Origin of the sequence: Mycolicibacterium holsaticum DSM 44478 = JCM 12374 (genome assembly GCF_019645835.1) — a bacterium.
Taxonomy (GTDB): Bacteria; Actinomycetota; Actinomycetes; order Mycobacteriales; family Mycobacteriaceae; genus Mycobacterium; species Mycobacterium holsaticum.
The window spans coordinates 5480903-5495651 of the sequence record NZ_CP080998.1; the positions used below are offsets into that span (position 1 = coordinate 5480903).

Annotated in this window: 11 protein-coding genes and 1 pseudogene; 11 read left to right on the forward strand and 1 reads right to left on the reverse strand. The window is 67.8% G+C overall.

What is annotated here, in order from left to right:
* The first annotated feature begins 66 nt into the window (after positions 1-66).
* From K3U96_RS26150 to K3U96_RS26195, 10 genes are all read left to right on the forward strand, one after another.
* Complete coding sequence (locus K3U96_RS26150; RefSeq protein ID WP_220691588.1) at positions 67-1218, forward strand: acyl-CoA dehydrogenase family protein; 1152 nt, start codon at positions 67-69, stop codon at positions 1216-1218.
* Between the two features lie 3 nt (positions 1219-1221).
* Entirely contained in the window at positions 1222-2058 is an 837-nt protein-coding gene (locus K3U96_RS26155) for an amidohydrolase family protein (RefSeq protein WP_069406997.1), read from the forward strand.
* A 62-nt stretch (positions 2059-2120) separates the two neighbouring features.
* Positions 2121-3710, forward strand: coding sequence for an acyl-CoA carboxylase subunit beta (locus K3U96_RS26160; RefSeq protein WP_372514988.1), 1590 nt, complete (start codon positions 2121-2123; stop codon positions 3708-3710).
* 11 nt (positions 3711-3721) lie between these two features.
* Positions 3722-5695, forward strand: a complete 1974-nt coding sequence (locus K3U96_RS26165; RefSeq protein WP_220691589.1) for an acetyl/propionyl/methylcrotonyl-CoA carboxylase subunit alpha — start codon at positions 3722-3724, stop codon at positions 5693-5695.
* A complete protein-coding gene (locus tag K3U96_RS26170) occupies positions 5692-7470 on the forward strand; it encodes an acyclic terpene utilization AtuA family protein (RefSeq protein ID WP_220691590.1) in 1779 nt (592 codons plus the stop codon). Before K3U96_RS26165 ends, K3U96_RS26170 begins: the two co-directional genes overlap by 4 nt.
* Position 7471: 1 nt before the next feature.
* The gene (locus K3U96_RS26175) at positions 7472-8659 is read left to right on the forward strand and encodes an acyl-CoA dehydrogenase family protein (protein WP_220691591.1); all 1188 of its coding nucleotides are present in this window, start codon (positions 7472-7474) and stop codon (positions 8657-8659) included.
* Positions 8656-9546, forward strand: a complete 891-nt coding sequence (locus tag K3U96_RS26180) for an enoyl-CoA hydratase/isomerase family protein (RefSeq protein WP_220691592.1) — start codon at positions 8656-8658, stop codon at positions 9544-9546. The genes K3U96_RS26175 and K3U96_RS26180 overlap by 4 nt, the downstream gene beginning before the upstream one ends.
* Positions 9543-10319 (forward strand): SDR family oxidoreductase, encoded by a 777-nt coding sequence (locus K3U96_RS26185; RefSeq protein ID WP_220691593.1) that lies wholly within the window; start codon positions 9543-9545, stop codon positions 10317-10319. Before K3U96_RS26180 ends, K3U96_RS26185 begins: the two co-directional genes overlap by 4 nt.
* Positions 10320-10349: 30 nt before the next feature.
* Positions 10350-11507: an acyl-CoA dehydrogenase family protein gene (locus K3U96_RS26190; protein WP_230982300.1), complete on the forward strand. Its 1158-nt coding sequence runs from the start codon at positions 10350-10352 to the stop codon at positions 11505-11507.
* 16 nt (positions 11508-11523) lie between these two features.
* Positions 11524-12357, forward strand: coding sequence for an SDR family NAD(P)-dependent oxidoreductase (locus K3U96_RS26195; protein ID WP_220691594.1), 834 nt, complete (start codon positions 11524-11526; stop codon positions 12355-12357).
* On the opposite strand, the gene K3U96_RS26200 is transcribed toward K3U96_RS26195, so the two are convergent.
* Positions 12306-14456, reverse strand: coding sequence for a molybdopterin-containing oxidoreductase family protein (locus K3U96_RS26200; protein ID WP_230982301.1), 2151 nt, complete (start codon positions 14454-14456; stop codon positions 12306-12308). The two genes, K3U96_RS26195 and K3U96_RS26200, sit on opposite strands and share 52 nt — an antisense overlap.
* A gap of 122 nt (positions 14457-14578) precedes the next feature.
* Between K3U96_RS26200 and K3U96_RS27185 the strand changes: the two are divergent.
* Positions 14579-14701, forward strand: a pseudogene (locus K3U96_RS27185) (hypothetical protein); the annotation flags it as partial.
* Positions 14702-14749: the final 48 nt, after the last annotated feature.

Genomic DNA, 14749 nt, shown 5'->3' on the forward strand with positions numbered 1-14749 from the left:
CGGTATCATATAACCAGGTTAGCGATTAAGCTGCCAACCGGTGATCACCCCACAGTAGAGAGTGCGATGGAACCACAACCGCCTTCGGTCGAGGCCTTCGTCCAAGCAGCCCGGGCATTCCTCGACGCGCACGCCGAGCACCGCCCCGACGGCTTCCCCGATGCGATGTTCGCCCAGTTCCGCGAGATCGCGGCGCCCGAGGCGTTCCGCGACCGGTGTGTGGCGTGGCAGCGGCTGCTCTACGACCACGGTTTCGCGGGCCTGACCTGGCCGCGTGACGTCGGTGGCCGTGCGCTGCCCTCCGCGTATGCCCTCGCGTGGGCCGACCTGGACGCCGAGTACGACGTGCCACGCGGCCTGTTCGGCGTGACGCTCGAGATGGTCGGTCCCACCCTGCTGGCGGTGGGCACGCCGAAACAGCGCACCCACTGCGCAGCGATCCTGCGCGGCGAAGAGGTCTGGTGCCAGCTGTTCAGCGAACCGGGCGCGGGCAGCGACCTGGCCGGCGTCGCGACCAGTGCCGTGCGCACCGAGGCGGGCTGGCGGATCAACGGGCAGAAGGTGTGGACCTCGGAAGCCCGACACGCCCAATACGGCTATCTGCTGGCGCGCACCGACCCGGCGCAGGCGCGGCACCGGGGCCTGACCGCGTTCGTGGTGGACATGTCGACACCCGGCATCGAGGTCCGCCCGCTCAAACAGATGACGGGGGGCGCCTCCTTCTCGGAGGTCTTCTTCGACGATGTCGACCTGCCCGCCGACGCGGTGCTCGGCGAGGTCGGCGGCGGTTGGTCGGTGGCGATGACGACGCTGGGTTTCGAACGGTTCTCCAGCTTCGGGCGGTCGCTGGGCCGGTTGGTGCGTCAGGCCGCCGACCTCGGCTGGCCCGACGCCACCGCTCGCGAGCAGTTTCTCGACGCCGTGATCGATCAGCGCGCCCTGGCCGCGTTCGAGGCCGGCATCCATCGACGTCTGCTCGCCGGAGAAACGCCGGGCCCGCAAGCCGCGCTGGCCAAACTCGCCACCGGCACCGTGGTGTCCGAACTCGCCGATGCGGTCGCCGCCGGGTTGGGCAATGCGCTGTCCAAGCCCGGCGCCGGGCTCGACGACTGGCGGTTGGTGGTGCTCTCCGCACCCGCGTTTCACATCGCAGGCGGCACCGACGAGATAGTCAAAACGATGATCGCCGAGCGGGTGCTCGGCCTGCCGAGGAGCTAAGCCATGCCCGACGAGCGCCCGCCGATCATCGACGCCTGGGTGCAGCCGTGGCTGCCGGAGACCGTCGCCAAGATGCCGTCGCGCAACTTCACCTTGGCCGACCGCATGGCCCACGGTGCCCGCCTGCGGGCCGGCATGCCGCTGGAGACGCTCATCGAGGAGATGGACGCCAACGGCGTCAGCCGGGCGTTGTGCTCGGCGGGCCCGCTGATACCGAATGACGATGTCGTGCAGGCGGTCACCCGGTATCCCGACCGGCTGGTCGGCGTCGCCAGCGTCAACCCGTGGTCGGTGGACGGGGTGATGCCCGCCGTGCACGAATTGCGCCGGCTGGTGTCCGAACACGGCTTCAAGGGGCTGAAACTCGAGCCGTTCATCCTCGACAAGCTGCCCACCGAGGCCCAGTGGTATCCGCTGTACGCCGCCTGCGTCGAACTCGACATCACGTTGCAGATCCAAGTCGGCGGAACCGGCCCGTCGACCTACACCTCCGAAACCGGTAGGCCGGGCCACATCGATCGGATCGCGATCGACTTTCCCGAACTGCGCATCGTCGCCGGGCACATCGGCTGGCCGTGGACCGAGGAGATGATCGCGGTGGCCGCCAAGCATCCCAACGTCTACATCGACACCAGCGCGCACCTGCCCAAGTACTACCCCGAAGCGTTCACCCACTTCCTGCGCACCTACGGCCGGCGCAAGTGCATCTGGGCCAGCGACTGGCCGATCCTCACCTTCGAGGCGGCGATGGAGGGCCTGCCGGAGCTGGCGCTCAAACCCGAGGTCGAACGCCTCTTCCGGCACGACAACGCGGTGGAGGCGTTCGCGCTACGCGCGTGAACCTGTGGACTTGCCTCCGGATGACATCTTTTATATAACCAGGTTAACAATTTGGAGGAGTCTTGCCGGTTCTCGCCACCGACGTCGTTGCCTCGAGCGCGCCCTACCGCCGGGCGCGGACGCGGATGCAGACGTTGCTCGCCGAGGTCACCGACCTGCAGAACCAGGTCGCACAGGGCTTCGACGCATCCGTTCAGCGGCACCGCGACCGGGGCAAACTGCCCGTGCGCGAACGTATGGCGCTTCTGGTGGACCGGCACGGCTTCATCCTCGAACTGTCTCCGCTGGCCGGTTGGGGCACCACCGATCCACTCGGCGGGGGCCTGGTCACCGCCGTCGCCGAAATCTGCGGCCGCCCGGTCATGGTCATCGGAAACGACCCCACCGTGCGCGGCGGATCGCTTTCGCCGACCTCGATCACCAAGACGTTGCGCGCGATGGACATCGCGGAGACCAACCGCCTTCCCGTCGTCACGCTGGTGGAGTCCGGTGGTGCCGACCTGGACAAGCAGGCCGACATCTTCGTTCCCGGCGGGGAACAGTTCCGTCGGCTCACCGAGTTATCGGCGTCCGGAATCCCCACGGTGTCAATCGTTTTCGGCTCATCGACAGCCGGCGGCGCGTACCTGCCGGGGATGAGCGACTACACCATCTTCGTCAAGGACCGCGGCTATGCGTTTCTCGGCGGCCCGCCGCTGGTGAAGATGGCAATCGACGAGGACGTCACCGACCAGGAACTCGGCGGCGCCGACATGCATGCCAGGGTCTCGGGGCTGGCCGATTACCTGGCCGCCGACGAGGCCGATGCGATCCGGCAGGCCCGCTCGTTGATCTCCCGGTTCGCCCCCGCCCAATCGGTTCCCGGCGGACCGGCGCCCGTCCACGATCCCGACGAACTGCTCGGCATCGTGCCCGACGATCCCAAGACGCCCTTCGACATCCGTGAGGTCATCGGGCGCATCGTCGACGGCTCGATGTTCGACGAGTTCAAACCGCTCTACGGACCCAACCTGGTGACCGGTTGGGCCGAGTTGAACGGCATGCCGATCGGCATCCTGGCCAACAACGGCATCCTGTTTTCCCCCGAATCCCAAAAGGGCGCCCAGTTCATCGAGCTGTGCAACCAGCTGGCCACCCCGATCCTGTTCATCCAGAACATCACCGGCTTCATGGTCGGCACCGCAGCCGAACAGGGCGGCATCATCAAGGACGGGGCGAAGCTGATCAACACGGTGGCCAACTCGCGGGTCCCCCACGTCACCCTGATGGTCGGTGTCAGCTACGGCGCGGGCAACTATGCGATGGCCGGCCGCGCCTACCGGCCACGTCTGGTGCTGACCTGGCCCACCCACCGCATCGCGGTGATGGGCGGCAGACAACTGGCCGGGGTGATGTCGATCGTGCGCCGGCGCTCGGCGACCTCGCGCAACCTCGACTTCGACGACGCGGCCGACACCACGCAGCGCGTCAAAGACGAGGAACGCATCGAATCCGAGTCCACCGCGCTGTACGCCACCGGCCGGGTCTGGGACGACGGCATCATCGACCCCCGCCACAGCCGCGCGGCGCTGACCGTCGCGTTCGCCATGTCCCGCCGCGCCGAACCCGCGGGTGCCCGCCCGGTGGGCGGCTTCGGCGTCTTCCGGTTCTAGTGAGGAATCCCGTGCATCGTTTGTTGATCGCCAACCGCGGCGAAGTGGCGAGCCGAGTGGCACGCGCGGCACGCACCCTCGGGGTCCGCACCGTGGCGGTGTACAGCGACGTCGACGCCGGGCTGCCCTACCTCGACGATGTCGACGAGGCGGTTCGGCTGCCCGGCCAGTCCGCCGCCGACACCTACCTGAACATCGCGGCGGTGCTGGCCGCCGCGCACCGCACGAAATGCGATGCGGTACACCCCGGTTACGGGTTTCTCGCCGAAAGCGCAGAGTTCGCCGCGGCCGTCGCGGCGGCGGGCCTGGTGTTCGTCGGGCCGCCTGCCGAGTGTGTCGCGGCGATGGGTTCCAAGGTGCGGGCCAAAGATCTGGCGCGCAAGGCGTCGGTGCCGGTGCTTCCCGACGCGGTGATCGGCGGCCAGGACCCCGATCTGCTGGAGTCGGCCGACCGTGTCGGCTATCCCCTGCTGGTCAAGGCCAGTGCGGGTGGTGGCGGGCGCGGAATCCGGCTCGTCGAGAAAGCAGCCGACCTGTCCACCGCGGTGGCCTCGGCCCAGCGTGAGGCGAAGGCGTCGTTCGGTGACGAAACCGTGTTCCTGGAACGCTTTCTCGCAGGACCCCGACACATCGAGGTTCAGATCTTCGGCGACACCCACGGCAACGTCGTCCATCTCGGTGACCGGGAATGCTCGGTGCAGCGCAGGCATCAGAAGCTCATCGAGGAATGTCCGGCGATCCTGGTCGACACCGAGTTGCGCTCCGCCATGGCGGTGGCGGCCGTCCGCCTTGCCGAGGAGATCAATTATGTCGGTGCGGGCACCTGCGAATTCCTGGTACAGGGCGACGAGTTCTTCTTCCTGGAGATGAACACCCGGCTTCAGGTCGAACACACGGTCACCGAGGAGGTCACCGGCATCGACCTGGTGGCGATGCAACTCGAAATCGCCTCAGGCGCCCGGCTGCCCGTCACCCAGTCCGAGATCACCTTCACCGGACACGCCGTGCAGGCGCGGGTGTGCGCCGAAGACCCGTACGCCGGGTGGCTGCCCAGTTCGGGGCATGTGCGCCGGTACTGGCATCCGCACGACGACGGCGTCCGTTACGAGGACGGGATCTGTTCGGGCGTGTCCATCAGCCCGCACTACGACTCGATGATCACCAAGGTCATCGCGCGCGGGACCTCCCGGAATCGGGCCATCCGGACGCTCGGCGACGCGTTGGGAAGCCTGCAACTGCACGGTCCGGCCACCAATATCGCGGTCCTGCAACGGATCCTCACCGACGAGGAGTACGAGCGCGGTGCGGTGACGGTGAACTGGCTGGAACGGCGCGCCGATCTGGTTGCGGCGACGCCACTTCCGGTGCACGCGGTGGCCGCGGTCGTCGCTGCCGGGGTCGACAGCGCGGAAACCGTGTGGCCGCTCTCGCCGGCGTGGTCGAACGCGCCGCGCCCACCGGCGCAGTGCACGCTGGTCGATGAGCACGGCACGGAGTACGCGGTGTCATACCGGCCGCCCGCCGCGACCGGTCTGCTGTTCGACCTGTTTGTGGTGGACGACGCCGAGTTCACGGTTCGTTGCCTGGGCCGGGACGGAAACCGTTGGCGCGTCGAGGTCGACGGTGTCGCCCGGGTGTTGCAGGTGAGCGCCGACGGTGCGCTTGCCTCGGATGGCGGGACGCGGGTCTGGGTCAACGGCGACGCCGGTCAGGTTGCGATGAGGGTCGCGCCGCGCTTCACCGTCTCGAGCATCGACAGCATCGTCGGCGGACCCACATCGCCGATGCCGGGCACCGTCCAGTCCGTGCACGTCTCGGCCGGCCAGCACGTTTCGGCCGGTGACCGGTTGGTCGTGGTGGAGGCCATGAAGATGGAGCACGTCATCCACGCGTCGGCCGACGCCGTGGTGGCCAAGGTGCTCGTCGAGGCCGGCCAGGCCGTGGCGGGCGGTCACCTTCTGGTCGAACTCGAGGACCGTTCGTGAGCCGCCCGGTCCGAATCGCGAACTGCTCGGGTTTCTTCGGCGACCGGATCAGCGCGGCCGCGCAGCTGCTGGACGGGCCCGACCCGATCGACGTGCTCACCGGCGACTGGCTCGCCGAGTTGACCATGTCGATTCTGGCCAAGAGCCGCGGCCGCGGCCGGGCCGGCTACGCCACCACGTTCATCACCCAGCTCGAACAGGTGCTCGGCCGGTGCCGTGAGCGCGGCGTCAAGGTGGTGTCCAACGCCGGCGGTATCGACCCGCAGGGCTGCGCCGACAAGGTGCGCGAGATCGCCGACCGGCTCGGTATCGCGGTGTGCGTCGCCGTCGTCACCGGCGATGACTTGACCGGCCGGATCGACGAATTGCGCTCGGCGGGTGAGACATTGCGGCATCTCGACACCGGGGAGGCCTGGTCGAGAAACAGCGCCGACGTGGTCGCCGCGAACGCCTACCTGGGCGGGCACGCGATCACCGCCGGGTTGCACGCGGGCGCCGACGTGGTGATCACCGGACGTGTCGCGGACGCCGCGGTGGTATCGGGGGTCGCCGCATGGTGGCACGGCTGGAGCGCCGATGACTTCGACGCGCTGGCCGGCGCCACCGTCGCAGGCCACACCATCGAGTGCGGCACCCAGGCCAGCGGCGGCAACCTCGCGTTCTTCGGCGACGTTGCCGACCTCACCGAGCCCGGTTTCCCGATCGCCGAGATCGCCTCTGACGGAAGCAGCGTCATCACCAAACAGCCGGGCACGGGCGGTGCGGTGACGGTGGACACGGTCACCGCTCAGCTGCTGTACGAGATCGCAGGCCCCCGCTATCCCGTGCCCGACGTGGTGGCACGTTTCGACACTGTGCGGTTGCGCCAGTTGGGGCCCGACCGGGTTCAGATCTCCGCGACGCACGGGGAGCCCGCCCCCGCGACGGCGAAAGCCCTGCTGACCTACCCGGGCGGCTTCCGTAACGCGATGACGGTGGCCATCACCGGCGCCAACCGCCGCGCCAAGGCGGAGTTGGCCGAACGCGCCGTGTGGGCGCAGGTCCGGGGCGGGCGCGAACGGTTCGCCGAATCGGTGGTCGAAGTCATTGGTGCGAAACTGAACTCGGATGCTCCAGACGACCAGAGCTATCTGCGCATCTCGGTAGCCGACGCGGACGCCGCGACCACGGGCCGCGAGTTCTCGTCGGCGGTGGTGGCCACCGCGCTCGGCAGCTTTCCCGGCCTGTACCTGACGACACCACCTGGGTCGGCGACGGAGTTCATGATGGGCTGGCCCACCCTGATCGACGCATCGCACCTGCGGGCGCGGGTCCGCGTCGACGACCGGGACGTCGACGTTTCCGTCCCCACCCGAACCCAGCCGGTGGCTGCCGATGAGGCCCGGACAGCGTTGGCGGGCAACGACTTGCCCGGCACAGAGCTTACGACGGTTCGGATCGGCACCTACGTCGGTGCGCGTTCGGGCGACAAGGGCGGCAACGCCAACCTCGGCCTGTGGGTACGGGACGAACGGGACATGCCGTTGCTCGAATACCTGACCGACCCGGACCGGCTCACCACACTGCTGCCCGAACTCGCGCCCCACGAGATCCGCGTCTACGCGCTGCCCAACCTGCTGGCGTTCAACGTCGTCATCGTCGGGCTGCTCGGCAACGGCGTCGCGGCATCGCTGCGCGAAGACCCGCAAGCCAAGAGCCTGGGCGAGCGATTCCGCGCGGTCCGGGCCCGGGTGCCCAGCACCCTGGTGCCACAACTCATCTCGACGGAGGCCTGACATGCAGTTCAGCCAGGACCATGACCTCTTCCGCACCAGCGTGCGCGAGATGCTGGCCAGGACCGTCGCGCCGCGCTACGAGGAATGGGAGAACGCGGGACGCTTTCCCGCCCACGAACTTTTCCCGGAGTTCGCCAAGCTGGGCCTGCTCGGTCTGCAGTACGACCCGGCGTACGGCGGGGAGGGTGCCGACCATTGGTTCACCGTCATCGCATGCGAGGAGTTCGGCCGGCTGCCGGGCAACGGAATTCCGATGGCCTACAACGTACAGGCGAACATGGCCACCCCTTCGCTGCACAAGCACGGCAGCGACGAACTCAAGCGGGAGTACCTGGTACCCGCGATTTCCGGCGAACAGATCTGTTCGATCGCGGTGACCGAACCGGACGCCGGTTCCGACGTCGCGGGCATTCGCACCAGGGCCGTCCGCGACGGCGCCGACTGGCTGATCACCGGCGCCAAGACCTACATCACCAACGGTGTCCAGGGCGACTGGCTGTGCCTGTTGGTGCGCACCTCCGACGAGGGCGGTTACCGCGGGATGAGCCAGGTGATCGTTCCCACCAAGAGCCCGGGCCTGACCGTCAGCCGATCACTGGCCAAACTCGGCAACTGGTGCTCTGACACCGCCGAGTTGACCTTCGACCGGGTCCGGGTTCCGGTAGCCAACACCATCGGCGAGATCGGGCGGGGATTTCAGCAGCAGATGGAACAATTCCAGACCGAACGCATCAGCGCCGTGTATCAAGCTGTCGGCCAGATGGAAACCGCGATCGAGCTCACCGTCGACTACCTCCAGCAGCGACCCGCGTTCGGCGCCAGGCTCATCGACAACCAGTACCTGCAGTACACCCTGGCCGAGCTGGCCTGTGAGGTCGACGCGCTCAAACGGTACGCGCACTCCTGCGCCGAGCTCATCGTCGCGGGCGCCGACGTCACCCGCCGCACCAGCAGCGCGAAACTGCTGGCCGGAAAGTTGATTCGCCGGGTGGCCGACACCTGCCTGCAGTATCACGGAGGCATGGGTTACATGGCCGAGACCTGGACGTCGCGGTTTTTCCGGGACTCCCGGTTGCTGTCCATCGGCGGTGGCGCCGACGAGGTGATGCTGCGGGTACTGGCCCGCGATCTGATCAGCAAGCAGTTCTTCGACGACCACGAGAAATCACAGAAAGCAGGCCGACCATGACCACAACGGAATCCACATCCGCTGCGCAACAAAGCACCGATCGGGTGCGGTTGGACAAGGACCACCACAGCCACATCGCGCGGATCACGATCTGCAACCCGCAGAAGAAGAACGCGATGGCGCCCGAGGACTGCGAGCTGATGGGCCGCTACCTCGACGACATCGCCGAGGACGACGCGATCAAGGTGGTGCTCGTCAGGGGCGAGGGCGGCGTCTTCACCACCGGCGTCGACCTCAACCGGGCGTACGGCTGGTACGACACCCCCGGGGACGACCGCCGGCCCAGCCAACGGCGCCGGCTGGCCGTGGACCGCAAGGGCCAGCGGATGTTTCACGATTTCATCGGGTTCCCCAAGGCCACCATCGTGCAGGTCGAGTCCTACGCGCTGGGTCTGGGCCTGGAACTCGCACTGGCCGCGGACCTTGCCGTGGTATCGCGCCAGGCCAAGATCGGCATGCCTGCCGCGCGGTTCCTCGGACCGGTGCTCGGCAACGTGGCGTTGTTCATGCACCGGTTGGGTCCCGTCGTCGCGCGCGACCTCATGTTGACCGGCCGCACGGCCACCGGCGCGGAGTTCGAGTCCGCCAAGCTGTTCACCCGGTTCGTCGACGAGCAGGACGTCGCCGCGGAGACGGAGGCGCTGGCTGCGCTGGTCGCCAAAATGCCCGCGGACGGCCTCGCGATCGCCAAGGAGGCCTACCGTCTGGTGGAGGCGAGTTCGGCGCTCGGACTGGAGGAGACCACCGCGTACCTGTTCCACAGTTACGGCACGAACCTCCGGTTCGAACCCGACGAGTTCAACTTCGTCAAGGAACGCGCCAAGAGCGGAACCAGCGAGGCGTTCCGCAAGCGCGACGAGCACTACGGGACGGGGTCGGCGCAGTGACGGCGCAGACGTACGCACGCACGCTGCCCGACAAGGTTCTCGTCATCGGCGGCAGCCGCGGGATCGGTCGCAGCGCCGTGGTCCAACTGGCCGCAGCGGGGATCGCCTGCGCGATCGGCTACGTCGAAAACGATGCGGCGGCAGAGGAAACACAGAATCTGGCCGCCGACACCGGCGGCCCGCGGCCCGTGCTCGTGCGCGGTGACCTCGGCACGGACCCGGCCGGGCTGGTGGACGCGGCCGTCGAAGCGTTGGGCGGTCTGGGGGGACTGGTGACCACCGCGGTGCCCATCGTCGCCGGGCGCACCCTGAAGGTGACCCGCGAAGAATACGACCGGGTATTCGACGTCCAGGTATGGGGGCTGTGGGAGGCGATCCGCACCGCGCTACCCGAACTCGAGAAGGTCGGCGGGGCAGTGGTGGCGGTCAGCAGCCTCGGCGCCAACCACTATGCCCGCTACTACGGCGCCATCGGCCCGGCGAAGGCGGCAATGGAGAACCTCGTCCGCTACTTCGGCGCCGAGTTGGGGCCGCGCGGGGTGCGGGTCAACGGTATCTCTCCGTCCCTGGTGGACAACCCCGGCCACGGCGGCGAGGACATCATCGCCGGCGTCGCCGACATGCAGGCGGCCGTCGCGCAGAAAACCCCGCTGCGCCGGCTGGGGCACCCCGACGAACTCGCCTCGGTCATCGTCTCGCTGTTGTCCAGCGACTTCCGGTTCGTCACCGGGCTCACCATCCCCGTCGACGGTGGCTACAGCCTGCTGGCCTGACCCCGCTCTATCCGGAAGGGACTGTGCACGATGCAATTTCGGCTCACCGCAGGTGAACGCGAGCTGCGCGACCGGCTGCGCGGCGCGATCGACGAGTTCAGCGCCGACGATATGGCCGCGATGCGCGCGGAAATGGCCGAGTTGGAAAGTGACCGGCAGGCTCCCACCTTGTTCAACCCGTGGTTGGTGCGTCAGAACGTCATCGGGTTGGGCTGGCCCGAACCGTCGGGGCGTCCGGCGTCGCAGACCGAGCGGTTTGTCGCGCACGAGGAACTGGATTCGGCCGGGCTGCCGACATACGGCCTGGAGCAGGCCGAAGCGGTCGGCTGGATGTTGGCGACATTCGGGCCGCAAGACCTTGCCGCAGAACATCTTCCCCGTATTCTCGATGCATCGTGGAGCTACGCTGGCGGCTACAGTGAGCCCGAGGCGGGCAGCGACATGCTTGCGCTGCGCACCAAGGCCTTTCGGACGCCCGCCGGTGACTTCGTCGTCGACGGGCAGAAGATGTGGACGTCCGGCGCACACCTGGCGGACTGGATCTTCACCCTGGTGCGCACCGATCCCGACAGCACCCGCCATCGCGGCCTGTCGCTGTTGATGATCGACGCCCATGCCCCCGGAGTGACCATCCAACCGGTGCGAGTGATGGGCGGATGGCGGGTCAACGCCTGCTTTTTCGACACGGTGTCGGTTCCGGCGCGCAACCTGATCGGCGACGAAGGCAAGGCCTGGACGATGATGTCGCAGGCACTGGACATGGAACGCTCGATGAGCTTCGGCGGGCGTGAAGCCCGGCTGCTGCTGGCCCGCTACCTCGACCGGGTCGGCGCCCAAGGTGCCGACCTCGACGAGGCCGCCTACCGCCAGATCGGCGAGTTTCTGGTGGACCTGCAGGCCGAGCGTCTGCTCGGCCAGCAGGTGGTCGCGCTCGGTGCCCGCGGCGAGGCCGCCAGCGGCGAGGCGTCGATGAGCAAGTTGCACGGCCCCGCGGTCGCGCAGCGAGTTGCGCAGTGGCTGGTCGACGCGCTGGGTCCGAACGCCTACACCCGCGACAGCGGCGACCCGCTGGCCGAGGACGCCGAGCACTTTCTGCGGGCATCGACGGTCCTGTCGATCATCGGTGGTACCAGCGAGATTCAGCGCAACATCATCGCGCAACGCTGGCTCGGGCTGCCGCGAGGTTGAGAGAGGTATCCACACCATGGATCTAGGTCTGCAGGAAAAGGTGACGCTGGTGCTCGGCGCCACCCAGGGGATGGGTCGGGCCACCGCGATGCGCCTCGCCGCCGAAGGAGCCCATCTGGTGGTCTGCTCGCGGGGCCACTCCCAGGGTGACGAGCAGTACCGGTACACGGCCAAGCCCGAGTTGGAGGCGGTGGCGGCCGACGCGCTGGCGGCCGGCGCGGCGTCGGCGCTGACCGTCGCGGCCGACCTGACCGAGCCCGACCAGGCCGAACACGCCATCGCCGCCGTCGATGCGCGGTACGGCCGGCTGGACATCCTGGTCAACACCATCGGGCTGTGTGAGGTCGGGGAATCGGTCACCGAACCCGACGACTGGTGGGACCGGGCGTATCAGTCGGTGCTGATGTCCTCGGTGCGGGCGTGCCGTGCCGGGATCCCGCTGATGCTGGAATCGGGCGGGGGCGCCGTCGTCACCACCTCGGCGATGTCGATGCGGCACTTCATCCCGCGGCTGGCGCACTACTCGGCGCAGAAGGCTGCGCTGGCGCATTTCACCAAGAACCTCGCCCGCGAGTACGGTCCGCGCGGTATCCGGGCGAACGCCGTGCTGCCCGGGATGATCGTCAACGAACAGATCGCCGAGAAGCGGCGGCGGTGGATGGCGGAAACCGGTGGCACCGAGGATGACTACTTCGCCGACGCCAACAGTCGCTGGGGTCAGGCGACGTGGGGCACCAGGCTCGGCCGGCCCGACGACATCGCCGACGCGATCACGTTCCTGGCCTCAGCGCGCGCCGGCTATGTCAACGGTGTGCTGCTCAACGTCGACGGCGGGTCCGAATACCTGTAGCCGACGCGCTCCACCGCGACCCGGGTGTCGTTGAACCCCGACATGAACGACAGCGGGTCCTCGTGTTTCGCGGGTGTGAGCACATTGCGGTTGACACCGAGCACGTCAGGTGCGTCGCCGCTGACCGGATCGAAAACCCGTGAGCCCCAACCATGTTCGATCACCACCGTACCGGGCCTGGGATTGGTGGATACGACCACACCGAGTTCTATGCTCGCCGTCGGCGAGCTGATGCGGGCACGGTCGCCTGACCGAAGGCCTAATGCGGCGGCGTCGTCCTCGTGCACTTCGACGCAGTTGCTGTCAAGCAGACGGCGGATACTCGGCAGGTCGTTGAGGTGGGAGTTCATCGACCCCGGCCGCCGACGGTTCCCGAGGTAGTACGGGAATCGTCGGTCGACCGCGGTATCCGCCCCATCCGACAGCTGCCGCCGCGCCTCGTCGAGGAACCGAGTTGGCGCCAGGCGGATCTGGTGACCGGGAGTGTTGACCATCGCTCGCGCATTGCCGAACTCGCGGTCCCCCAGCAGAATTCCGTGGGGATTCGCCTTGACCTCAGCCCACGTGGTCCGCCCACCCGCATCGACCACTTCACGCCAGCGCGTCTCGAACGCGGCGGCATCGGGCGTGCCGAAACCCGCCAAGCCCATCGCGGCGCCGAGGTCCTCGTAGAACGTCCACTCCTCGCGCACCGTGGACGGTGGTGACAGTGCCTTCGGCGTGAACTGTACGAACGGCAGTTCAGTGAGGGTGCCGAAAATCGGATCGACCAGTTCGTCACGCTCGAGCCAGTGCGTGCCGGGTATCAGCCAGTCGGCGTGACGATGGCTTTCGCGCTGCACCATATCGACGCACACCAGTAGGTCCAGGTCAGCCAGGGCAGCATCGAGGCGGTCTCCGTCCGGCCCCGTGACGACCGGGTTGCCGTGCTCGATGAACAGCGCTCGGATCTGGCCCCGCCCGGGCGTGAGTATCTCGTCGGGGAGTTCTGCCAGCGCGTGAGCGCCAGCCAGCGCCGGGCGCCCGGCCACCCGGGATCGGTGAGCCGTCGTCAAGTCGTAAGGGATCAGGTCTGCGGGCGCGAAGCCGCGTTGGAAGTACCGGCCGCCCGGTTGGTCCCAGTTGCCGGTCACGATGGTGAGCACTTCGGACAGCCAAAGCGCCAGCGTCCCACGTGTCGTTTGGGACGGCCCCGTACGGGCGAGCGACACGGCCGCCTTGGCGGTGGCGAAGCGTCGTGCCGCAGCGTCGATGTCGGTGCGGGCCACACCGGAGCGCTCCGTCAACACGCCCCAGTCCGCCTCGGCGGCCAGCGCACGCAGTTCGGCTGCGCCGAGTTCGGCTTCGCATGCCGACCGGTCTTCGAGGTTGTTCTCGAAGATCGATTTCAGCATCCCCAGCAAGAAAGCCCAGTCCTCACCGGGCCGCACCTGGAAGTGCCTGGTGGCCTTGGCCGCGGTGGGCGTGCGATAGGGATCCAGGACCATCAAGTCCGCGCCCTGCTTTACCCGGTTGAGGATCCGTCGCCACCCGTCAGACACTGCCGACGCCCAATTCATCTTGCTCTCTGCGGGATTGGCGCCGACCAGCAGAAAGCAGTCACAGGCGTCGACGTCAGGTATCAGCGGCATCAGGGTGACGCCGTACATCTCGCCGCACACCATGGTCTTGGCGTTGGTGTCGACGGATCCCCAGTTGAAGATGTTCTCGGAGCCGATCGTCATCACAAAGCGCAGCAGTCCGCCTAACGCGGAGGGATGAAATCCGGCGGGATTTCCGTAGAAGCAACCGACCGCGTCCGGCCCGCCGTCGGCGAGGATCCGCGACAGCCGCGTGGTGATGTCGTCACGCGCTTCCTCGTAGGAGGCGGGCACGTACCGATCGCCCACCCGGCGCATGGGCGTCGTGATCCGTCTCGGATGATGGACCAGTTCGCCCGCTGTTCGGCCCTTCGCGCAGAAGTCACGCCAACTCAACGGGTGTTGTTTGTCAGGTCCGATGCGTTGGACGCGATCCTGTTCCACGGTGACGGTGATCCCGCACTTCTGCTGACAGATCCGGCACGTGGTGTGCACGTCGACCAACATCGCCCCTTTCATCGGCTAACGGCCCTGTGCACAACAGTACAACCTGGTTAGCTAATTTGGGCGGTGTTCGACGTTGCCGGTTGATCCGAGTTCTCGACCCACACATCATCCTTCGGCGGACCACCACCCTTGGCGTGCGGGTCCGGCGGGTCGAGCACCGGTGGTCCCTGGCGCGCGACTTCGGGTCCGTTCGCGTCGACGGTCATCGGATCGGGGTGAAGTTCGGGATGCTCGACCACGAGATCGTGAACGTCAAACCGGAGCACCGGGACTGTGCCGCGGTGGCCGAGGCAACGGGCCGCAGC

Coding starts and splice junctions, on each gene's coding strand:
- K3U96_RS26190 (WP_230982300.1), top strand. CDS start 10,350: ATGCAATTTCGGCTCACCGCAGGTGAACGCGAGCTGCGCGACCGGCTG.
- K3U96_RS26200 (WP_230982301.1), bottom strand. CDS start 14,456: ATGAAAGGGGCGATGTTGGTCGACGTGCACACCACGTGCCGGATCTGT.
- K3U96_RS26195 (WP_220691594.1), top strand. CDS start 11,524: ATGGATCTAGGTCTGCAGGAAAAGGTGACGCTGGTGCTCGGCGCCACC.
- K3U96_RS26150 (WP_220691588.1), top strand. CDS start 67: ATGGAACCACAACCGCCTTCGGTCGAGGCCTTCGTCCAAGCAGCCCGG.
- K3U96_RS26155 (WP_069406997.1), top strand. CDS start 1,222: ATGCCCGACGAGCGCCCGCCGATCATCGACGCCTGGGTGCAGCCGTGG.
- K3U96_RS26175 (WP_220691591.1), top strand. CDS start 7,472: ATGCAGTTCAGCCAGGACCATGACCTCTTCCGCACCAGCGTGCGCGAG.
- K3U96_RS26180 (WP_220691592.1), top strand. CDS start 8,656: ATGACCACAACGGAATCCACATCCGCTGCGCAACAAAGCACCGATCGG.